The sequence below is a fragment of the Rufibacter immobilis genome, assembly GCF_003721565.1.
Lineage (GTDB): Bacteria > Bacteroidota > Bacteroidia > Cytophagales > Hymenobacteraceae > Nibribacter > Nibribacter immobilis.
Window position 1 is genome coordinate 1 of sequence record NZ_RJJE01000001.1, and the last position, 15,991, is coordinate 15,991.

Below are 15,991 nucleotides of genomic sequence, written 5' to 3' on the forward strand. Positions count from 1 at the left end.
GGGCCTCCCGACCCATAAAAGGGAGGCGGGTGGCGTTTAGCGGCCGCTTTTCCGAAAACGGCCCCTAAACCCCACCCGCCTCTATGTGGTGCTCCAGCAATCTTAATTTGCTGGAGCTAATGAATCTGCTGGAGTTTGACGCTGGGTTGGCTGCATTGCTGGACCTACCGGAGACTGTTTGTTTATACCCTGCTTCTCCTCTAGCTTCTGTAAGCGTTCTTGGCGCTGCAGTTCTCTTTCTTTTTGCTTGGCATCACGTTTGGCCTTTCGTCTAAAGAAGCCGTTCAGCAGAATACTGTGTTGCAGGCTCTCCATATTAGCATCCAGTTTATCAGTCCCCGCCTCCAGATTTTGCATGGTAAGCTGCAAGTCGATCGCAAATTGCTCGTCGTTCAGCAGCACGCCCAAGGCATTGTTATTATTATTGAGTTTGTCTGTGGTGCTGTTGAGCTTGTTGGTCAAATTAGCGGTAGAAGCCATGACCTGCTCCAACTGCGCCATGGTTGCTCTCAGTTTATTGAACGTGACAGTGTCCGTAAGGAGATCATCGGCCAGGCCGCCTTGGGTATTGAGTTTAGTAGAGAACCTTGCGAGTTCCTGGCTAACGCGGGTACTGGTGGCCGATGTCCTCTGCAGATTGGCTAAGATGGCCTGGAAGTTCTTTGCCAATTGATCATCTGTAAGCAGCGCCCCGGCCAACCCTTCGCCTTTGGCTAAACCAGAGCTGAGGTCTTTGAAGTTGTTGGTGATGGCCAGCAGGTTTTTATTGTTTTCCTGCAAGGTCTGCATCATGTCTTCTGTGCTCAGCTGCGTCTCAGTGAACACTCGGTCTCCTTCCTGCACCACGGGCATCTGCGGGGTTCCGCCGTAAAGCACTATGGTTTTGTTCCCGATCAGGCTTTCAGAACCTATCTTGGCCTTTACGTCTTTTCTAATGTATTTCTGAGACTCCTCCGTAATATCCATGAGAATGGCTACCTGGGAAGGTCCGTTGAAATTGATCTGCTTCACTACGCCTACCCGTACGCCGGAGAACAGAACGTGGTTTCCCGTCTTCAGCCCGGTGACATCATCAAAAACGGCGGAGATCTGAATGGTTTTGGTGAACCGTTTCTGCTGGCCGCCCAGCACAAAGATGCCCACTACCAGAATCACCAGCGCCAGAAAGACAAAGATTCCGACAATAACAGTTCGCTTATTTTCTGCTGCACTCATTTAGTCTATGAAATTGTAATCATGAAATAGTTTCACCCGCTCGTCATCTGTGTTGAACACTTCCTCAAACGTACCCTGGCGTTGGAATTTCCCGTCCAGGAGCATTACCACGCGGTCTCCCACATCTTTAGCGCAGGTGAGGTCATGGGTGATGATGATAGAGGAGGTATGGAAGCGGCTCTGCACTTCATTGATCAGGTTATTAATATCAATACAGGTAATAGGGTCTAGACCGGCGGTTGGCTCATCATACAGCATGATCTCGGGCTGCAGGATGAGCGTACGGGCAATCCCAATGCGTTTGCGCTGCCCACCGGACAGTTCAGAAGGCATTTGGTTAATGGTCTGTGAAAGCCCCACGGCATCCAGCACCACTGCCACCATACGGTCTACCTCGCCGCGGGTCATGTCACGGCGGTTGCGCACCAGCGGGAACTCCAGGTTCTGCCGGATGGTCATGCTGTCATAAAGGGCGCTGTTCTGGAACGAGAACCCAATCTTGAGGCGCAATTCATCTAAGGTACGGCCCTTCAATTTGTCTACTTCCTGCCCCAGCACATTCACCACCCCGGCATCTGGCTTGAGCAAACCGGAAATGATTTTGATCAAAACCGATTTCCCGGTTCCGGATTTCCCCAGCACCACCAGGTTCTCTCCTTTATATAGATCAAGGTCTACCCCGCGCAGCACATCCAGATCACCGAAGGATTTCTCAAGTCCTCTGATGTTGATGACGCTGTTGGAGGTATCTATGATTGGCTTGTTCTTCTTCATAAGGACACGAAAAGGTTAGCGGAGCGCGGTAATGACCTGCAAGGACAGCAGCTCCTCAATAAACACCAGAAACATAGCCGTTACTACGGAAGAGTTGGCCGCTTTGCCCACGCCTTCGGTTCCTTTTGATGAATGATACCCTTTATAGCACCCCACCACTCCAATGGTGAACCCAAAAAGGCTGGACTTTAATACCGAGGAAAAAATATCAAGAAAGGTGATGGCGTCAAAGACCTGAGTAAAGTACGTGGTAAAGCTGGTGCCCTCATTAGCATTCACGTTGAGGTAGGCTCCTAAAAGCGCCACCAGCATAGTATACATCATGAGCGCCGGAATCATGAACGTGGTGGCCAGCACCCGGCTTACCACCAGAAACTTGAAAGGGTTGGTGGCAGACACCTCCATGGCTTCAATCTGCTCGGTCACTTTCATGGAACCCAGCTCAGCGCCAATCATGGAACCAATACGGCCTGCCCCAATGAGCGCCGTTACCAAGGGGGCCAAGGCCCTTACAATAGCCAAAGACACCAGCGAAGGCAACCAGGAAGTGGCACCAAACTCGGCCAGGGAGGGCCTTGACTGGTTCATGAACACAATCCCTATGATAAACCCTGTGAGCGAGATGAGCGGCAATGACTTGACACCAATCTCAAAGCACTGCCTTATGATCTCCTTGAACTCGTAAGGCGGCAAAAACACCTCCCGAAAGAAGCGCCCAATAAACGCCGCTATATTAGCCAGTTCCGTAAACACACGGTCCATGCGGCGGGAAATCACCTGCGCGCGGGGCCGTCTGGGCGGCTTTTCATCCTCATTATGAAATTTCATCTACAGTCTTTGTTTTCGGCAACAAACCTACTCTTATATATATAGGTTGGTCACTAACGTCTTTGGCACGTGCCCATTGGCACCACCGGTTCTGCATAAACCTTCACTCTTGTACGGCTATTGGCCCCATAGCTGTTACTGAAACACCTGCCCCTTAGTTTCTCCAGCACCGGGACGAGGGGCGCAGACAGCATTGCCGTTTAGGGGCTCTTTTTCCCAAAATACGCCTAAACCAGAAAGCGAGGCCTCACCTGCCTCAGCGGTGGCAACCGTAACCCAAGGCCAAGGCAGGCAAAATTACATCAAAAAGCCTGATGACCTATCAAAAACATCCAGTACTTCCAAGGGCCCATATGTAAACTCTTCCGGTTTACCGGAGTACAACCTATAGAACCGCTTTTGTGCAGGCTGCAAGAATGGCTTTAGAACGCATTTTAGCTGGGTACGCTATTTTGATCTGCCGCAGACGCATAGTATCATTGCCGCACCTTACTACCATACTATATAGCTATGAAAATCTGTTTCGCGTCTAACAACGCCCATAAACTACAGGAAATTCAGCAGTTGCTGGGCCCTCCTTTTGAACTGATCAGCCTGGAGCAGCTTGGTTGCACCGAGGAATTGGCCGAAGACCAGGACACGCTGGAGGGAAACGCCTTGCAGAAAGCCACCTATGTCTGGGAGAAGTACGGAGTGCTTTGCTTCGCCGATGATACCGGACTAGAAGTGGAGGCCTTACACCATGAACCAGGCGTGTACTCTGCCCGTTACGCCGGGCCCGCCCGAGACAACCAGGCCAACATGCAGAAAGTACTGGAGAAACTACAAGGCCAGACCAACCGAAAAGCCCGTTTCAGAACCGCTATCGCGCTTATTCTGGAAGAGGGTGAGCAGCATTTATTTGATGGCATTGTGGAAGGACATATTACAGCGTCTGGGCGGGGTGAGAAAGGCTTTGGCTACGACCCAATTTTCGTTCCGGAAGGCCATGACCGCACCTTCGCTGAGATGGACAGCCAGGAGAAAAACCAGATCAGCCACCGCGGGCGGGCGGTACAGCAACTGGTTTCCTTTCTGCAACACCGGTACATCCAGACCGGCACCTGAGTCTTGCCTAAATCTCCAGGAGCCATTATGCGTTTAGGGGCCGTTTTTGGGAAAAGAGCCCCTAAACGCATAAACCGTTGGCGCAAAGTAAAATTAGATAAATGGTTGGGCTAAATTCTTTTGCCCGGGCGTTAGGCTGCATACCTACAAATAGCTAATTTTGCACCCCGTAAACCACACCTATTTATGCATCAAAAGCCATTTATTGTAGGAATTACGGGAGGAAGCGCTTCGGGAAAAACCACGTTCCTGAGCAGACTACTGGCTTCGTATGCACCGGAAGATATTTGTCTCATTTCACAGGACAACTATTACCATGACCGCGACAAACAAATCAGGGATGAGAACGGGATCCATAACTTTGACTTGCCCTCTTCCATTGACAGCGCGGCCTACGCCCATGACATCCTGCAATTAAGCAAAGGGGAAACCGTTTACCGCCAGGAGTACACCTTTAACAACCCTAACGTTGTTCCGCGCCAACTGGAGTTTAAACCGGCCCCTATTGTGGTGGTGGAAGGTATCTTTGTGTTTTACTTTGAGGAAGTAGCCAAACTGCTGGACATGAAGGTGTACATAGACGCCAAAGAATACATCAAGCTCCAGCGCCGCATCCTGCGTGACAAAGTGGAACGCGGCTATGACCTGGACGATGTGTTGTACCGCTACACCAACCACGTGGCACCTACCTACGAGAAGTACATAAAGCCGTTCAAGAACGAGGCCGATGTGATCATCCCCAACAACCGCAACTTTGAAGTGGGGCTGGAGGTGCTGGTAACCTACCTGAACTCAAAGATCAAAAGATAAACAATGCTGCTCCCAGGGCACTTTGTAAAAGCCTCTGCTGTTACCCGGCAGAGGCTTTTGTTTTATTTTAAGATTCCGTTATCTTTGCTTATAGAGATGAAACCTGGGCACTACATACAACGTAATTGGCGGCTGCTTTGCACAAGCATTGCCTTGCTGTTGGTGCTTACTGTGAACCACAGAGCCTTACCTGCTTATGCTTCCGCCCTACCGGTAGAACGCACTGAGGTAAAGAAACAAGGCCGTGACGCAGACTCCTCTGTGGTCAAGCAAAAGGTTTCTTTTGAGGCCACCACGTCCTATGTTGACTTTCAGGCGGCGGAACCCACCCTTTTCCCGCACTTCACGCTGGTGCCGCCGGCACCACAAGAAAACACTCCTCCGGTAGAAGCTGCCTATTGGACGTATTATCTACAGCAACTGGCTACGCTGGCTATCTCACCCAACGCTCCCTAGCGTCTCTATTTTCTTCCCGGAAACCTAAGAAACACGGTCATCCCTTTAGGGAGGCTCTCTATTTTAGCAGGTAATTTTACACAGTTTTGCTTTTAAAGCATTGGCTCCTGTGCGTTACCTATCATTTTCATTCAGTAATTTCATTTATTATTCATCTTAATCACCAATGCGTAACAAAGGTTTTATATTAACCCTTACGGTGATAGTATCGGCGCTATGCCTTTACTATCTATCGCTCTCTCTGGTCTCCAGAGGCGTTGAAAAAGACGCTACTCAGTTTGCCACCGCCGCTAATGGCAATGTAGACCATTACAGAAGACAGGCTTACCTGGATTCGGTCTGGAAAACCCCGGTATTCAATTTCCTGGGTGCCGAGTACACGTACCAGGAAATCAAGGAAAGCGAGCTGGGCTTAGGTCTTGACCTGAAAGGCGGTATGCACGTAACGCTGGAAGTTTCTCCGGTGGAAATCATCCGCGCGATGGCCGGTAACCGCAAAGACGTTGCTTTTGAGCAGGCTCTTGCCCGTGCCCAGAAACTACAGGCCACCAGCCAGGAGAGCTTTGTAGACCTGTTCTACCGTTCTTACCGTGAAATTCAGCCTAACAGCAAGCTGGCTACACTTTTCGCGAACAGCACCACCCGTAACCTGAGCTACAACTCCTCTGACCAGGATGTTTTGAAAGTGATCAACAAGGAAGTTGACGATGCCGTGGCCCGCTCATTCAACATTCTGCGTACCCGTATTGATAAGTTTGGGGTAAACCAGCCTAACATCCAGCACCTGAAAGGCACCAACCGTATCCAGATTGAGCTGCCAGGGGTAGACAATCCAGAGCGGGTTCGGAAATTGTTGCAGGGAACTGCCAACCTGGAGTTCTGGGAAGTATGGAACGTGCAGGAGTTTGGACCTTATTTCACTCAGTTAAATGATTACCTGGTGAAGCAAGAGGCCGCTGATAAACTGAAAGGCACTGCTCCTTCTTCTACTCTAGCTTCGGCCGCAGATACTTCTGCCAACGCTTTAACCGGTGCTGCCGGGGCAGACACCTCTGCTTTAGCGGCTCAACTGAGCAAACCAGCCGACAGCGCCGCTGCCAAGAACGACTCCATCAATCCTAATCAAAGCTCTCTTCTGGCTCGTTTGTTCACCACTCTTCCAGGTGGCTTAGGAACCAACGTACGTGACACCGCTAAGGTAAATGCCTTATTTGCCAAATCAGAAGTAAAAGCGCTTTTCCCGCAAAACCTGAAGTTCCTGTGGGGCGTGAAGCCAATTGTAGCCAATGATGGCGCTGAGTTCCTGGAACTGTATGCCATTAAGAAAGGCCGTGATGGCAAAGCGCCATTGAGCGGTGAATACATTGCAGACGCCCGCCAGGATTACGACCAGACCGGTCGCCCAGAGATTACCATGAGCATGAATGCCGCCGGTTCTAAGAAGTGGCAGCGTTTAACCGGCGATAACATTGGCCGCCAGGTAGCCATTGTTCTGGATGACTACGTTTATTCTGCCCCGGTAGTGCAGAGTGAGATTGCCGGCGGTAACTCTTCTATCTCTGGTTCATTCACCATTGAAGAAGCCCAAGACTTAGCCAATATCCTGAAAGCCGGTAAAATGCCTGCTCCTACCCGTATTGTGGAAGAAGCCATTGTAGGTCCGTCTTTGGGTCAGGAAGCCATCAACCAAGGTTTGGTTTCTTCTTTGGCCGGTATGGCCTTGGTGGTACTGTTCATGTTTGCCTACTACAGCAAAGGTGGTTTAGTGGCTAACATTGCCCTGTTCTTTAACATCTTCTTTATTATTGGTATTCTGGCCCAGTTCGGGACAGCGCTTACCTTACCTGGTATTGCCGGTATGGTTTTGACCATGGGTATGTCTGTGGACGCGAACGTACTGATCTTTGAGCGGATCAAGGAAGAGATGGCCGCTGGCTTAGGCATAAGAGAAGCCATTCAGAGAGGATACAGCAAAGCGTTCAGCTCTATCTTTGACTCCAACGTGACCACTTTACTGGCCGGTATTATTCTGTACTTCTTCGGTTCCGGTCCGGTGAAAGGTTTCGCCATTACCCTTATGATTGGTATTGCCACGTCTTTCTTCTCGGCGGTTTTCATTTCCCGTCTGTTGGTAGAGTGGATGACCTCTGGTAAAGATCCTAAGAAGCTGTCTTTGGAGACCCCGCTTTCCAGAAACTGGTTCAAGAACATCAAGTTTGATGTATTGGGCAACCGCAAGAAAGCTTACATTATCTCAACTCTCTTCATCCTGTTCGGGATTGCGGCAATCTTCATCAAAGGAGAATTGCCTCTGGGCGTTGACTTCAAAGGTGGTCGTTCTTACGTGGTGAACTTCAACGCCCCGGTTCCTGCGTCTGATGTGAGATCTGCCCTGGATGATGAATTTGAAGGTGCCGGTACCGAAGTGAAAACGTACGGAGCGGCCAACCGCCTGCGCGTTACCACCAGCTACATTGCCGAAGATGAGTCAACCCAAGCCGATGAGAAAGTACAGGCAGCGCTGGTAAAAGGTCTGCAAGAATACTCAGCACAGAACCCAACTATCGTAAGCTCTGCTAAAGTAGGAGCCACCATGGCCGATGATATTCAGAAGACTGCCGTTATTGCCGTGTTGCTCTCTTTTGCGGGTATCTTCCTTTACCTGGCGTTCCGTTTCAGCCGCTGGCAGTACAGCTTGGGTGGGGTAATCGCCTTGATTCACGACGTATTGGTGGTATTCTCAGCTTTCACAATCGCTAACCTGTTTGGAGTTTCTTTTGAAATGGACCAAGTGTTCATCGCCTCCATCCTAACCATCATTGGTTACTCCATCAACGATACCGTGGTAGTGTTTGACCGTATCCGGGAGTACACGCACGAGAACCCACGCATCAAGTTCCGTGATATTGTGAACCCGGCCTTGAACAGCACGTTCAGCCGTACCATCATCACCAACTTAACGGTATTACTGGTAGTGATTGTGCTCTTCGTGTTTGGTGGCGAGACCCTGAGAGGCTTCTCCTTCGCGATGTTGGTTGGTTCTTTGACCGGTACTTACTCTACCCTGTTCATTGCGGCACCAATTGTAGTGGACACTACCTCAATTGATAAAGAGAAATTAGTGGCGGTAACTCCAACAGTTGCCTCCAGATAATTTGCAATAACTTTCATCTAATAAAAAAGCCGGACCAAATAAATGGTCCGGCTTTTTTATTAGGGTGCTTTATGAGTTTCAACTCTGGAGGACTTCTTCTACTGTGTTTCCTTCCAGTTGTTTAATGCGTCTGGGTACTCCCACAATCCAGACAATGTCTCCTTCTTCAAAAACCAGTTCAGAGTCTGGGTTAAGAATTCTGTTGCCGTTCTTCTCCACACCTACAATAAGACCTTTGGTCTTTTCCCGTACCCCAGACTGTCTGATGGATTTGTGCAGCAGCGCGGAGGTAGATTTGATCTGTAGTTTCTGCAAGCGTACTTCTTCTTTTTCCCCTTCACCGTTGGCAGCCGCTGGAATGGTGGTCTGAATAAACTGCCTAAAGCCCTCCATCTGTTCATCTGAGCCAAAAACGTACAGCTTATCGTTCGGGAAAACAAGTTCGTTGCGGGTGGGGGCCATAATGGTTCTATCACCGCGCTCAATCACCGCTACATTAATGCCGTATTTTTCCCTAATCTGCAAGTCAAAGAGGCTCTTGCCCACAATGACAGAATCTGGCAAGATGTCAAAGCTGGAAAGGTGCGCATCCCAGGGCGTGAGGGTATGGTGCATTTTGGCGGCTTCATTCAATTCACGTGCGTTCAGGTTCCGGACGAACCGGTTCTCAATCCGGATGTAGAACCGCTGGATTCTCTTGGAGAACACAATCATCAACGCCATGATCACCAAGCCCACCAGGAACGCCAACTGCGCCGAGAAGAACTGGTTGAGCAAGAACCCAATAAACAGAATGGCAACGGCAATTCTCACAAATCCCAGCACAATGATAAGGCTGCGGTAATTGCGGTTAGCCCAGATACGCCCCTGCGCTTCTTTCTGCGGATGGTGCACCGCCAGAGCCCACAGGAACGGCGCCATGAATATTAAGGTAACGGCGGTGGTCGCTATGTCACCTAAATTACCGTTTACCACGTTTTCTGTAATGAACGGGTTCAGGTAACGGGCCGCCAACAGCACAATCCCGATGATCACAACAGAGTACACCACCAGGTTGATGACATACGATTTCAAGACCAGTTTCCAGTCACTGGTGGTGCCAATGGTCTGGGTGCCGGAGCTGTATTCGTTCAGGGACTTTTGCCACTTCTCTGGCAGCACCCGCTCCACAGAACGATATAAGGGCTCCGCCAGCTTGATCATGTACGGAGTGGTAAAAGTGGTGATGGCAGACACCGCCACCGCTACCGGGTAGAGAAAATCGCTGGTTACTTTAAGCGTGAGCCCCAACGTGGCGATGATAAAGGAGAATTCCCCAATCTGCGAAACGCTCATCCCCGATTGGATAGAGGTTTTCAGGCCCTGGCCCGAAATCAATCCGCCGCCCGTAATACTGAGGGCTTTCCCCAGCAGCGTCACCACCGTGATAAGCGCAATAGGCCCGGCATAAGTTACAATCATGGCCGGGTTGATTAAGATCCCCACTGACACAAAGAAAATAGCCCCGAACAAGTCTTTCACAGAGGAAATCAAATGCTCAATCTTTTCGGCTTTGGTGGTTTCAGCCAGGATAGAGCCCATGATGAATGCCCCTAAGGCCGGGGAGAAACCAGCCTGCGCCGCCAGAATGACCATGAGCAGGCAAAGCGCCAGCGACACAATGAGCAGAGTCTCGTCATTCATGAGCTTGCTGGCCTTGCGCAGGAAGGTAGGAATAAGGAAGATGCCGCCCAGGAACCAGAGCAGCAGGAAAAAAGCCAGCTTCAGTACGGCTTCCAGCATCTCTGAACCGGCAAACTGCTGGCTTACCGCCAACGTGGAAAGCAAGACCATCAGCAAAATGGCCACCAGATCCTCCACAATGAGAACGCCAAACACCAGCCCCGCGAACCGCTGCGTTTTCACGCCCAGCTCGTCAAAAGCCCTGATGATGATGGTGGTAGAGGAGATGGAGAGAATACCGCCCAGGAAAATGCTGTCCATGGTAGACCAGCCCAATATTTTGCCCGTGAGATAGCCCAGCAGCAGCATGACTACTACTTCTATGAGAGCCATAACCGAAGAGGCGCCTCCCACCTTCACCAGCTTCTTGAAGCTGAACTCCAGCCCCAGGCTGAACAGCAGGAAAATCACGCCAATCTCGGCCCAGATATTAATATTTTCTATTTCAATGATGGTGGGGAAAAGCGAAAAGTGAGGGCCCACCAGTAACCCTGCAATAATGTAACCCAATACCAAGGGCTGCTTCAGTTTCTTAAAGATTAAGGTCATGAGGCCGGCAGCCCCCAGAATCAGCCCTAGATCAGTGACTAAGTGTGGTAAGTGTGTCATGTATGTATCTGTTGAGGTTCTTGAAAAACCTGAAATGATGAATGTGAGCCCGATGAACGGAAAAGGGTCCTGAACAAGGAGACAGACCTGGTCTGTTAAATGTCACTGGTGAAGCGCCACACGCAAATGAGTTCCGTTTAGGGGCTGTTTTTCAGAAAACAGCCCCTAAACGGAAAACAAACTAGTCTGATGGTGTCTTATCTCTGCTCAGGTACGCAAGAGGCGGCGGCGAGCGCGTGATCGCCCAACAGCCCATAAGCTGCATTACCTGTTCTAGAATACGCAAAAGGTTGGTGCGCCGGTTTACTTGTCTTCTTTGGGAGAAGCCTCTCTGAAGCCAGAGAAAATAAGCGCAAAAAGTAGCCTCTAAGGGGCGTTAGGCTGCAGACAAGAGGGTAAAAGCTGGGCCAGGCGCAGCAGGGCAACCGGAACCACGGCATAGGAAACAGACGGTTCGTCATACGCCGGGGAAAAAGCAGGGAGGATATAGTCCGCCGAAACGGATAGATTCTGTGGCAGGCTTAAGACCAGATACGAAGAGGCCTTGGCATCCTGGAAAACATGCAGCCCTTCGGCCTTGATGGATGCGCCCTTGCCTTGATGGTCTGCTGCGCCCAGGTGCAGGCGCGGCGTAGCCGATGATGTATCTCCAAATAAGAAGCGATACACCTCCACCTCCTGCCCCGGCAACGTAAGTGCCCAGAGCAACATCACCCACATAAGCGGGTACTTGAGATGGTGTTGAATCACATGAGATACTTTTTTCAGCATATCTACAAAAATATAGCTTTTCTGCCATAAATGATATATTCTCACGGCAATAGCGTCCATATTCTTCACCGGTCTAGCTCATTTTCAGAGGTTCATCTGGCAACGGTGGTTTCCTTAGTTGCACTTTTTAACAGCCGTTTAGGCTTGTTTTCAGAAAAACGGGCGCTAAACGGCTTCCTGCCGCGCAAAGTTTTAGGACGCCGCCGACACAGAGAAAATAGTTTTAGCTATATTGCTTCTTGTCTTGTTTTTGAAAAGTCCAACTAAACCTATTGCTCTTTGTCTATGCACCCAGCCAACGACAATGCGATTGTACTCAAATCCGAAATTAGAAACATAATTTATATCCTGCTCGGCATCCTCTCGGCAGGTTTCGGGCTCAAGGGATTCCTGCTCACCAACCACTTCATTGACGGCGGAGTAACGGGCATCTCCATGCTGCTCACCCACATCTTCGGGATACCGCTTTCTTTGCTGATTGTGCTCATCAATCTGCCGTTTGTGGTGTTAGGTTACCGCTACGTAGGCCATTTGTTCGCGATCAAGAGCGCCTTGGCCATTGTGGGCTTATCGCTTTGCCTGGTGTTTGTTTCCTACCCAGACGTGACCACTGACAAAATGCTGACGGCTATCTTTGGTGGGGTTTTCATTGGCTTGGGCATAGGCCTGGCCATGCGCGGCGGCTCTGTGCTGGACGGAACTGAGGTGGCCGCCGTGTTGGTCAGTAAAAACTACCCGCTGCTCAAGGTGAGTGACGTGATCCTGCTCCTCAACATTATCATCTTCTGCACCGCCGCCCTCTTTCTGGGCGTAGACGTGGCCCTTTACTCCATCCTTACTTATTTTTCGGCCTCCAAAATGATAGATTTCCTTCTGCACGGCATTGAACAGTACACGGGGGTAACGGTGGTTTCCACGCACAGCGAGGAGATAAGACTAGCCATTACGGAGAAACTGGGCCGGGGCGTGACCATTTACCAGGGCAAGCGGGGCTTTGGGAAGCGGGGCGAAAAAACCGGCGAGATTGACATTATCTTCACCGTAGTTACCCGGCTGGAGATACCCGCCCTGCGCCGTGAAGTGAAACTCATTGATCCGCACGCTTTCCTCATCCAGCAGAGCATAGATGATACTGATGGCGGCATGGTGAAACGAAGATCACTGCACTAACCACCTTTTCCTCTTTTTATGCCGAAGGGCTTTGCGTTTAGGGGCCGTTTTTCCAAAAACAGCCCCTAAATGCAAAACCCTTCTTTTTTATCTTCAACTGGTAACCGTCAGGAATTGACCATGGCTTTGGGTTCTGCTTCTTCCACGGGAGCATTGTCTGGTTTGTTTTTTCTGAGGAACCACCAGTACATGGGAATACCCGTGAGCATGAGCCCCATACCGATGGCTGCTTCGCGGGGACGCACCATTATGGTGTTGCAGAACAGCACGGCGCAGAACAGAATCATGATGGCAGGCACCACCGGATAGCCCCACACTTTGTACGGCCGCGGCGCCTCTGGCATGCGCTTCCTTAAAATGAAAACGCCCAGCGTAGTAGCCCCATAGTAAATGAACACCGCAAAGATGATCATGTCAGTGAGTTGGTCAAACGTGCCAGAAAGTACCAGCACACAGGCCCAAACGCCCTGGAAAACGAGGGAGCTGCCCGGTACCTGAGCATCGTTGAGATTGGCTGCTTTCCTGAAGAACAGCCCTTCGCGGGCCATGGCGAAATACGTGCGGCAGCTGGCCAGCACCGTGGCGTTGGTACAGCCCAGCGTGGTGATCAGGATCAGGACAGACATGAAGAAGCCGCCCCCGGCACCCCAGAAGCTTTTCACAGCCTCAATGGCGGCAATCTTGTTCCCGGCCTGGTACAGCTCCTCCAAAGCCGGCACCGACAGCACCGAGAGATACGTGGCATTGACCAACAGATAAATGCTGATCACCGTCAGAACTCCAATGGTGATGCCCCTGGGAATGGTGCGCTTGGCATCTTTGATTTCGCCGCCCAGAAACCCAATGGCCGCCCAGCCCTGGTACGCCCAGAACGCCGACAGCATGGCCGTGAAAATCGCGCTGAAGGTAACAGGTGTGTTGTTGGTGGTCTGTAAGCTGAAGCTCTGGCCCAGGTTGGCCTGCCCGCTGCCCAGCCCGAAGAAGATGATCAGGAAAATACCGGCAAACACCAACAGGAGAATAGCCGTGCCCAGCCCTGCGCCCGCTTTAATGCCCCGGCTGTTGATCCAGGTCAGAAAAAGGATGAGCAGGATGGCCGTGAGCTTCACACTGAAATCGGCGAAGGGATAGAACACCCCGCCAATGCTCACCTCGGCCCAGGAACTGAGCAAAGGAGGCACCGCCGCCAGACTGTGCAATGACTGGGCAAACACGTACGCCAAAGAAGAGATAGCCGCCGTCTGGATAACCGTGAACAGAGACCAACCATAGATAAAGGCGAAGAACCGGTTGTAAATGCGCTTGTAATAGGAATATTCTCCGCCGGTATCGGCTAAGAGACCGGCCACCTCGGCGTTGCTCAAGGCCCCAAACAAGGTGATGATGCCGCCCAGCACCCAGCACACCAGCACCCAGCCCGGTGAGTGCAGCTCGGCGGCCATGGGCGCCACTTTCTTGTAAACCCCAGACCCAATGATGTTTCCAATCACCACCACTACCACCAGGCGCAGGCCCAGAGACCTATGAAGCTGCTTTGTATTGCTCATGTTTACAGGAAAGTTTCTTTAAAGATAAAGGTCTCTTCCAAAAATCCTAGTGCCGGGAGCGCATATATAATATTTTATGCCCGAAGTACCTGTCAGGCAAAATATCATTATTTTTGTGCCTATGACAATGAGCAGATTCAACGGCCCGTCTTTCAAAGCCTCGTTCGCGGTGGCGGCCCTGCTGTATCTGTTTGCGTGCTTCTTCTCGGCCACTCCGGTCCATAAGGTGCATTATTCGCCAAAGGCGGAAAAAGTGGTGCTGACTACCGGGACAGACCAAACGCCCGCGGCTCCTTACGTGTGGAAAGCGAGCGAACCCCTGGATCCTTCGGGGATTCTGCATGAGGCGGAGCTTTCGCTGCTCCCTCTGCTTTTTGCCTTCGTAGCCCTGCTGTTTTTCCCCATCCTTCAGAACACCAGGGTAACCTATTCCAGCAGCACCTACAAAATCTTTGATTTCTTCAGGATTCTCCCCAACGCCCCCTAGTTTCCCCCTTCCTTTTCGGCTCATCATTACGCTTTCTTTGGTTTAGCCAAGTGCTGAACAGAGGTGAGAGCCGGTGCGTTTTGGCTTAATTTTCAGAAAAACAGCCGCTAAACGCCAATAAAGCCTGTGGCCCACAGAGCCACCTCCCCTGCGCATTACCTGTTGCTGGCACCTATTGGTGCCGGGCGGCAGCGTAAGGTTCTCCTATGTCATTTTATTCCGGTGGCACCCGCCACCTGTTATCTCATTATATTCTAGTTCAAGATGTTATCATTATTCGTTTTAGCCCAGGTACCGGCCACAGAACCGGGCCAGGCCGGCATGTCTTTGCTTGATCTGCTCCTGAAGGGGGGCATGGTCATGATTCCTATTTCCCTTTTGTCTTTGGCGGCGCTGTATATATTCATAGAACGCATGCTCTACCTGAAGTCGGCGGGTAAAACTGATCCTGCTTTCCTGAAGACCATAGAGCAGAAAATCCTGCAGGGCCAGCTGCGCGAGGCCTCTTCCCTCTGCGAGGTAACGCCTACCCCGGCGCCTGCTGGCCAAGGGCCTGAGCCGCGTGGGTTCCTCTACCCGTGACATTGAAAGCGCCATTGAAAACACGGCCCACGTGGAAGTGTACAGCATGGAGAAGAACATGGGCTACCTCTCAGCCATTGCGGCCATTGCGCCTATGCTGGGCTTTCTGGGCACCGTTACGGGCATGATCAAGGCCTTCTACCACATCTCCCTCGCCGATAACATCAGCATCGGCATTATTGCCGGGGGAATCTATGAGAAGATGATCACTTCGGCGGCGGGTCTGGTGGTGGGCATGCTGGCCTACGTGTTCCACACGCTGCTGCACGCCCAGATTGACAAGACCGTGAACAAGCTGGAAGTGGTGTCTATCGGGTTCATGGATTTACTCTTCAAAGTACCGCAGTATGAACTTCAGGAAAACTAAGCGGCACGCGGCCGCGGTGGAGGCGGCCTCGCTCTCAGACATTCTGTTCTTCCTCATGCTGTTCTTCCTGATCATCTCCACGCTGGCCAGCCCCACCGCCATTAAGCTGCTGTTGCCGCAGGCCAAACACACCCAGAACATCCCTAAACAGATCCTGAACATCTCTGTGAATGCCCAGCTGGACTATTTTCTGGAGAAGGAACCGCTTTCGTTCGCGGGGCTGGAGGAATCTCTGGAGCGGTACGCTTCCGCGCCTGCCAAACCTACCGTGGTGCTGCGGGTAGACCGCACCATCCAGGTGAACGAGCTGGTGAAAGTGGTGGACATCATCAACCGGAACAAGCTCCAGATGGTCATCGCCACGGAGAAATCGAATTAACACTCACCTAAAC

Annotated in this window: 15 protein-coding genes; 9 read left to right on the forward strand and 6 right to left on the reverse strand. The window is 51.2% G+C overall.

Going from position 1 to position 15,991, the window contains the following annotated elements; all coding sequences use genetic code 11:
• Nucleotides 1-102: 102 nt before the first annotated feature.
• Genes EFA69_RS00005 through EFA69_RS00015 form a run of 3 tightly spaced genes read right to left on the reverse strand, consistent with a single transcriptional unit; the run spans nucleotide 103 to nucleotide 2,817 of the window.
• Nucleotides 103-1,215, reverse strand: coding sequence for an MlaD family protein (locus EFA69_RS00005; protein WP_123131043.1), 1,113 nt, complete (start codon nucleotides 1,213-1,215; stop codon nucleotides 103-105).
• Complete coding sequence (locus EFA69_RS00010) at nucleotides 1,216-1,989, reverse strand: ABC transporter ATP-binding protein (RefSeq protein ID WP_123131044.1); 774 nt, start codon at nucleotides 1,987-1,989, stop codon at nucleotides 1,216-1,218.
• A gap of 15 nt (nucleotides 1,990-2,004) precedes the next feature.
• Entirely contained in the window at nucleotides 2,005-2,817 is an 813-nt protein-coding gene (locus EFA69_RS00015) for an MlaE family ABC transporter permease (protein WP_123131045.1), read from the reverse strand.
• A gap of 510 nt (nucleotides 2,818-3,327) precedes the next feature.
• Here EFA69_RS00015 and EFA69_RS00020 point away from each other — a divergent pair.
• The 4 genes from EFA69_RS00020 to secDF all read left to right on the forward strand — a co-directional run bounded on the left by EFA69_RS00020 (nucleotide 3,328) and on the right by secDF (nucleotide 8,344).
• Nucleotides 3,328-3,924 (forward strand): non-canonical purine NTP diphosphatase, encoded by a 597-nt coding sequence (locus EFA69_RS00020; protein ID WP_123131046.1) that lies wholly within the window; start codon nucleotides 3,328-3,330, stop codon nucleotides 3,922-3,924.
• Between the two features lie 186 nt (nucleotides 3,925-4,110).
• Complete coding sequence (locus tag EFA69_RS00025) at nucleotides 4,111-4,734, forward strand: uridine kinase family protein (RefSeq protein ID WP_123131047.1); 624 nt, start codon at nucleotides 4,111-4,113, stop codon at nucleotides 4,732-4,734.
• Nucleotides 4,735-4,905: 171 nt separating this feature from the next.
• On the forward strand, nucleotides 4,906-5,190 hold the full coding sequence (locus EFA69_RS20085; protein ID WP_148041205.1) for a hypothetical protein: 285 nt from the start codon (nucleotides 4,906-4,908) through the stop codon (nucleotides 5,188-5,190).
• A gap of 166 nt (nucleotides 5,191-5,356) precedes the next feature.
• On the forward strand, nucleotides 5,357-8,344 hold the full coding sequence (gene secDF, locus EFA69_RS00035; protein WP_123131049.1) for a protein translocase subunit SecDF: 2,988 nt from the start codon (nucleotides 5,357-5,359) through the stop codon (nucleotides 8,342-8,344).
• Nucleotides 8,345-8,422: 78 nt separating this feature from the next.
• Here secDF and EFA69_RS00040 read toward each other — a convergent pair whose 3' ends face one another.
• Nucleotides 8,423-10,675: a cation:proton antiporter gene (locus tag EFA69_RS00040; protein WP_123131050.1), complete on the reverse strand. Its 2,253-nt coding sequence runs from the start codon at nucleotides 10,673-10,675 to the stop codon at nucleotides 8,423-8,425.
• Nucleotides 10,676-11,041: 366 nt separating this feature from the next.
• Nucleotides 11,042-11,446: a hypothetical protein gene (locus EFA69_RS00045; protein WP_148041206.1), complete on the reverse strand. Its 405-nt coding sequence runs from the start codon at nucleotides 11,444-11,446 to the stop codon at nucleotides 11,042-11,044.
• A 285-nt stretch (nucleotides 11,447-11,731) separates the two neighbouring features.
• Between EFA69_RS00045 and EFA69_RS00050 the strand changes: the two genes are divergently transcribed.
• The gene (locus EFA69_RS00050; protein WP_123131052.1) at nucleotides 11,732-12,616 is read left to right on the forward strand and encodes a YitT family protein; all 885 of its coding nucleotides are present in this window, start codon (nucleotides 11,732-11,734) and stop codon (nucleotides 12,614-12,616) included.
• Between the two features lie 107 nt (nucleotides 12,617-12,723).
• Here EFA69_RS00050 and EFA69_RS00055 read toward each other — a convergent pair whose 3' ends face one another.
• The gene (locus EFA69_RS00055; RefSeq protein ID WP_123131053.1) at nucleotides 12,724-14,163 is read right to left on the reverse strand and encodes an APC family permease; all 1,440 of its coding nucleotides are present in this window, start codon (nucleotides 14,161-14,163) and stop codon (nucleotides 12,724-12,726) included.
• A gap of 127 nt (nucleotides 14,164-14,290) precedes the next feature.
• Here EFA69_RS00055 and EFA69_RS00060 point away from each other — a divergent pair, with 127 nt between their 5' ends.
• The 4 genes from EFA69_RS00060 to EFA69_RS00075 all read left to right on the forward strand — a co-directional run bounded on the left by EFA69_RS00060 (nucleotide 14,291) and on the right by EFA69_RS00075 (nucleotide 15,978).
• Nucleotides 14,291-14,650: a hypothetical protein gene (locus EFA69_RS00060; protein WP_123131054.1), complete on the forward strand. Its 360-nt coding sequence runs from the start codon at nucleotides 14,291-14,293 to the stop codon at nucleotides 14,648-14,650.
• A 264-nt stretch (nucleotides 14,651-14,914) separates the two neighbouring features.
• A complete protein-coding gene (locus tag EFA69_RS00065; RefSeq protein ID WP_123131055.1) occupies nucleotides 14,915-15,232 on the forward strand; it encodes a MotA/TolQ/ExbB proton channel family protein in 318 nt (105 codons plus the stop codon).
• Nucleotides 15,213-15,599: a MotA/TolQ/ExbB proton channel family protein gene (locus tag EFA69_RS00070; protein WP_183906636.1), complete on the forward strand. Its 387-nt coding sequence runs from the start codon at nucleotides 15,213-15,215 to the stop codon at nucleotides 15,597-15,599. The genes EFA69_RS00065 and EFA69_RS00070 overlap by 20 nt, the downstream gene beginning before the upstream one ends.
• The gene (locus EFA69_RS00075) at nucleotides 15,580-15,978 is read left to right on the forward strand and encodes an ExbD/TolR family protein (RefSeq protein ID WP_123131057.1); all 399 of its coding nucleotides are present in this window, start codon (nucleotides 15,580-15,582) and stop codon (nucleotides 15,976-15,978) included. Before EFA69_RS00070 ends, EFA69_RS00075 begins: the two co-directional genes overlap by 20 nt.
• Nucleotides 15,979-15,991 lie beyond the last annotated feature (13 nt).

What these genes read in the sequence shown, in the direction of transcription:
- EFA69_RS00060 (WP_123131054.1), top strand. Translation starts at nt 14,291, where the DNA reads ATGAGCAGATTCAACGGCCCGTCTTTCAAAGCCTCGTTCGCGGTGGCG.
- EFA69_RS00075 (WP_123131057.1), top strand. Translation starts at nt 15,580, where the DNA reads ATGAACTTCAGGAAAACTAAGCGGCACGCGGCCGCGGTGGAGGCGGCC.
- EFA69_RS00055 (WP_123131053.1), bottom strand. Translation starts at nt 14,163, where the DNA reads ATGAGCAATACAAAGCAGCTTCATAGGTCTCTGGGCCTGCGCCTGGTG.
- EFA69_RS00050 (WP_123131052.1), top strand. Translation starts at nt 11,732, where the DNA reads ATGCACCCAGCCAACGACAATGCGATTGTACTCAAATCCGAAATTAGA.
- EFA69_RS00020 (WP_123131046.1), top strand. Translation starts at nt 3,328, where the DNA reads ATGAAAATCTGTTTCGCGTCTAACAACGCCCATAAACTACAGGAAATT.
- EFA69_RS00045 (WP_148041206.1), bottom strand. Translation starts at nt 11,446, where the DNA reads ATGCTGAAAAAAGTATCTCATGTGATTCAACACCATCTCAAGTACCCG.
- EFA69_RS00065 (WP_123131055.1), top strand. Translation starts at nt 14,915, where the DNA reads ATGTTATCATTATTCGTTTTAGCCCAGGTACCGGCCACAGAACCGGGC.
- EFA69_RS00040 (WP_123131050.1), bottom strand. Translation starts at nt 10,675, where the DNA reads ATGACACACTTACCACACTTAGTCACTGATCTAGGGCTGATTCTGGGG.
- EFA69_RS00005 (WP_123131043.1), bottom strand. Translation starts at nt 1,215, where the DNA reads ATGAGTGCAGCAGAAAATAAGCGAACTGTTATTGTCGGAATCTTTGTC.
- EFA69_RS00025 (WP_123131047.1), top strand. Translation starts at nt 4,111, where the DNA reads ATGCATCAAAAGCCATTTATTGTAGGAATTACGGGAGGAAGCGCTTCG.
- EFA69_RS00010 (WP_123131044.1), bottom strand. Translation starts at nt 1,989, where the DNA reads ATGAAGAAGAACAAGCCAATCATAGATACCTCCAACAGCGTCATCAAC.
- secDF (WP_123131049.1), top strand. Translation starts at nt 5,357, where the DNA reads ATGCGTAACAAAGGTTTTATATTAACCCTTACGGTGATAGTATCGGCG.
- EFA69_RS00015 (WP_123131045.1), bottom strand. Translation starts at nt 2,817, where the DNA reads ATGAAATTTCATAATGAGGATGAAAAGCCGCCCAGACGGCCCCGCGCG.